The following is a 3414-nucleotide window of genomic DNA, read 5'->3' as shown; positions in this document are numbered from 1 at the left end:
GTGGCTGAAGGGACACGACTGGAAATCGTGTAGGCGGGCTTAAACCTGCCTCGCGGGTTCGAATCCCGCCCTCTCCGCCAAACCCCTAGCCTCAGGGCTGGGGTTTTTTCGTGCTATGATGACTTCGTGCAGATCCTCACGGTGCGTTACACCCTCAAGCCCACTCCCCTCACGCATCTTCCCCTCCTGGCAAGCTGACGGCTTCAGCCGTCGGTGGCTGACGGTCGCTCGGACGGGCAATCCTCTTTACCCGCCCCTAGCCGTCGGGATATAACTTGGGGCTATGGAAACCCCGGACTACCAGGACAACGAGACCCCTAAAGAGGGAGGCGCTACGCCCCTGCTTCCTGAGAACAAGCTTGTGTGCTACGTCACCGGTCAGTTGCGGGAGGACACGCCCGAGGAACAGGTTCGCCAGGAGTGGGCGAGGAAGCTCGTGGAGGAATACGGTTACCCCAAGGAAGACCTGGGCATTGAGGTAACCATTCCTATGGGCACCCGCCGCCCTCGAGCCGACCTCGTGATTTATGAGCACGGCAAGCCCCACGAGATAGAGAACATCCGCGTCATCATAGAAGCCAAACGCGAGGACGTGAAGGCTTCGGACAAGAAAAAGGGCGTGGAGCAGCTCAAAAGCTACCTTGCGGCTTGCCCCAACGCCCGGTGGGGCCTCTGGGTAGGTGCCGAGCGGCAAGCTTTTCAGGTAGTCGCCCGCAACGGCGATCGCCGCGTGGAACCCACCACGGACATCCCTCGGTTCGGGGAAAAAAGTCCTCGCCGGCTCACCTTCAAGGACCTCAAGCCCGCGGAGGGGCTAAAGCGGGAGCTAAGGCGCATCCACAACTACATCTACGCCAACCAAGGGTTGCCCAAGGAACAGGCTTTCCATGAGCTTTTAAAGCTGGTTTTCTGCAAGGTCTATGAAGAGCGCGTCAAGGGGGCCAACGACCCCCTGGACTTTGACATCGCCCCAGAAGAGCGGTTTTCGGAAGCGGGGAAAAAGGCTTTGCGGAAGCGGCTGGAAAAGCTGTTTAATGACGTCAAATCTCAGTACCCCTACATTTTTGAGCCGGACGATCGGATCCGGCTCAATGATGACGTCTTGGCCTATGCGGTGAGCGAGCTTAGGCAATACTCCTTCCTGCGCACCCGGACCGACATCAAGGGAGCGGCCTACCAGGAAGTGGTGCGAGACAACCTTAGGGGGGACCGGGGCGAGTTCTTCACCCCCGACAACGTGTGCCGGATGGCGGTGCGCATGGGGGTAGAAACCCTGTTGGTCTCCAGCAAGGGAAAGAAAAGGTGGACCAATATCAGGGTCCTGGACCCCGCAGTGGGGGCCGGGGGGTTCCTCCGGGCTTTCATGAACGAGCTTCGTGCTTACCTGGTAGAGCGAGAACAAGGAAAACACGCCTCCGAAGAGGCTCTAGAACAGGCCGTTGCCAACGAACTTCGGGAGATTTGCAACCGCAACGTCTTTGGCTTGGACATCAACCCCCTCCTGGTGCGCGCCGCCCAGATGAACCTGGTGATGCATGGGGACGGAAGCAGCAACGTCTACCACGTGGAGGGGGGAAGCCTTATTCCGTTTTCCCAAATGCCCAAGATGGTGCAGGAAAAGCTTCCCCCTGGGAGCGTGGATTTGATCGTGACCAATCCGCCCTTTGGCAACGGTCCCGGCCTTAAGGTGGACAATCCCGATATTCTCAAGGAGTACGAGTTGACAAGATACGGATTGGACGGAGGACGCTCGCGGAGCAGCCTCCCTCCGGAACAGCTCTTCATTGAACGGGCCTACCAGTGGCTTGCCCCAGGTGGGGTTCTGGCCATTGTGCTGCCCGACAGCATTCTGTCTAACCCGGGGCTAGAGTTTATCCGGGAGTGGATACTCGAGAAGTTCGTGGTAGTGGCCAGCGTGGACTTGCCCATTGAGACCTTTGTGGCCTTTGGGGGGACGGGAACCCAGACCAGCGTCTTGGTGCTTCGCAAGAAGACCGAGGCCGAGATTGAGCGGGAAGAGATCACGGGCATGCCCCTAGACTACGAGGTCTTCATGGCTGTGCCCCGGACGATGGGCTACGACCGGCGGGGCAACGACCTGTGGAAGCGGGATGAAGAAGGCCACCTCCTGGTAGGCCAACGGGACGATGAGGTAAGCGAGGTGGCCGAGGTCTTCGTGCAGTGGCTCAGGGGAGAACTTAAGGCGAGAGCGGAGGAAGCGTGAGCCTCAACTTTCTGCGCGTAGGGAGCGTTTATCTAAGGGAGGGCCAAAAGCGCTTGGACGCTGGTTACTATAACCTCGCTCTGCGGGTTCGGTGGGAAGTCGAGCAGAGCAAGTGGACTTTAAAGACTTTGGCGAGTGTAGCGTCATTTACCTATATCGGTCGCTTTAAGCGGGACTACGTTAAAAAAAGCCCTGATGCCGTTCCCTTCGCTGGCTCCCGGGAGATTTTCTTCTGGCCTTTAAAGCTAGATAAGTTCCTTCGTCCCAGTAGTGTTTGGAGTGAGCTTTTCCCTCACCCAGGGGACATATTGACCTCTTGTTCTGGCTCTGTAGGCTATAGTATTTTGGCAGACGTCACCTTTAAGAACGTAGCTGTTTCACAGCACGTTCTTAGGATAAGAACAAGAAATGAAGAAGAGGTCTTCCAAGGTTATCTCTACGCCTTCTTAAGGAGTCGTTACGGCTTTGATTTCATGCAGGGAGCTCAGTATGGAGCTGTGGTAAAGGAAATAGACCCCGCTGTCCTAGGCGAAATGCCTGTTCCGATCCTACCCATAAGGGTTCAAGAGCACATTCACACCAAAATGCTCCGCGCCCTCAGCTTGCGGGAGCGGGGAAGCTGTCTTCTGAAAAAAGCAGAGCAGCTATTATACGAGCTTCTTGGGCTCCCCGACCCGGAGGCCCTCGAGCCCGAATACCTTCCCAACCCGCCCGGGACCAAGGTGCCCGCCTTTGCGGTGAAGCGCAGCGAGCTGGAAGGGAGGCTAGACGGCTCCTACCACGTGCCCGAGGCGGAAAGCCTTCTTCGTGCCCTAAAGGCGGGGAGATACCCCCTCGTCCCTCTGGAGAAATTGACCGCCTATATCCGCATCCCTCCTCGGTTCAAGCGCCACTACGTAGGCCCGGATAAAGGCGTGCCCTTCGTGCGCCCCTCCGACTTGGCCACGGTGCGGGTGCTGGAGCGGCGGTACATCGCTAAGTGGACGCCAGAACTCCCTCAGCTCAAGCTCAACCGAGGTGAAATCCTTGTCAGCACAGATGGCAGTATCGGAGACATGGGCTACGTAACGGATGCCTGGGAGGGTTGGGCAGCAAGCAACAACATCGGGCGGATCGCTGTAAAGCTTGACATAGTACATCCCGGCTACCTCTATGCTTTCTTGGCTTCCCCCTACGGACAGGTGCAGCTT

The 3414-nt window shown here is 57.8% G+C and carries 2 protein-coding genes; both read left to right on the top strand.

Annotated features, from left to right (window positions below):
- Window positions 1-283 precede the first annotated feature (283 nt).
- Window positions 284-2224: a restriction endonuclease subunit M gene (locus ACP5PX_RS07585; protein ID WP_428085363.1), complete on the top strand. Its 1941-nt coding sequence runs from the start codon at window positions 284-286 to the stop codon at window positions 2222-2224.
- Window positions 2225-2532: 308 nt separating this feature from the next.
- Window positions 2533-3414, top strand: an 882-nt coding sequence (locus ACP5PX_RS07580) for a hypothetical protein (protein WP_428085362.1), incomplete at its 3' end; no start/stop codon positions are given.

Origin of the sequence: Hadarchaeum sp. (SeqCode), from assembly GCF_049969415.1 — an archaeon.
Lineage (GTDB): Archaea > Hadarchaeota > Hadarchaeia > Hadarchaeales > Hadarchaeaceae > Hadarchaeum.
Note: the sequence above shows the minus strand (reverse complement) of the source record. Positions and strands in the feature narration are given on the sequence as shown.

Excerpts from the sequence above, each read along its gene's own strand:
- ACP5PX_RS07585 (WP_428085363.1), top strand. The coding sequence starts at position 284 with ATGGAAACCCCGGACTACCAGGACAACGAGACCCCTAAAGAGGGAGGC.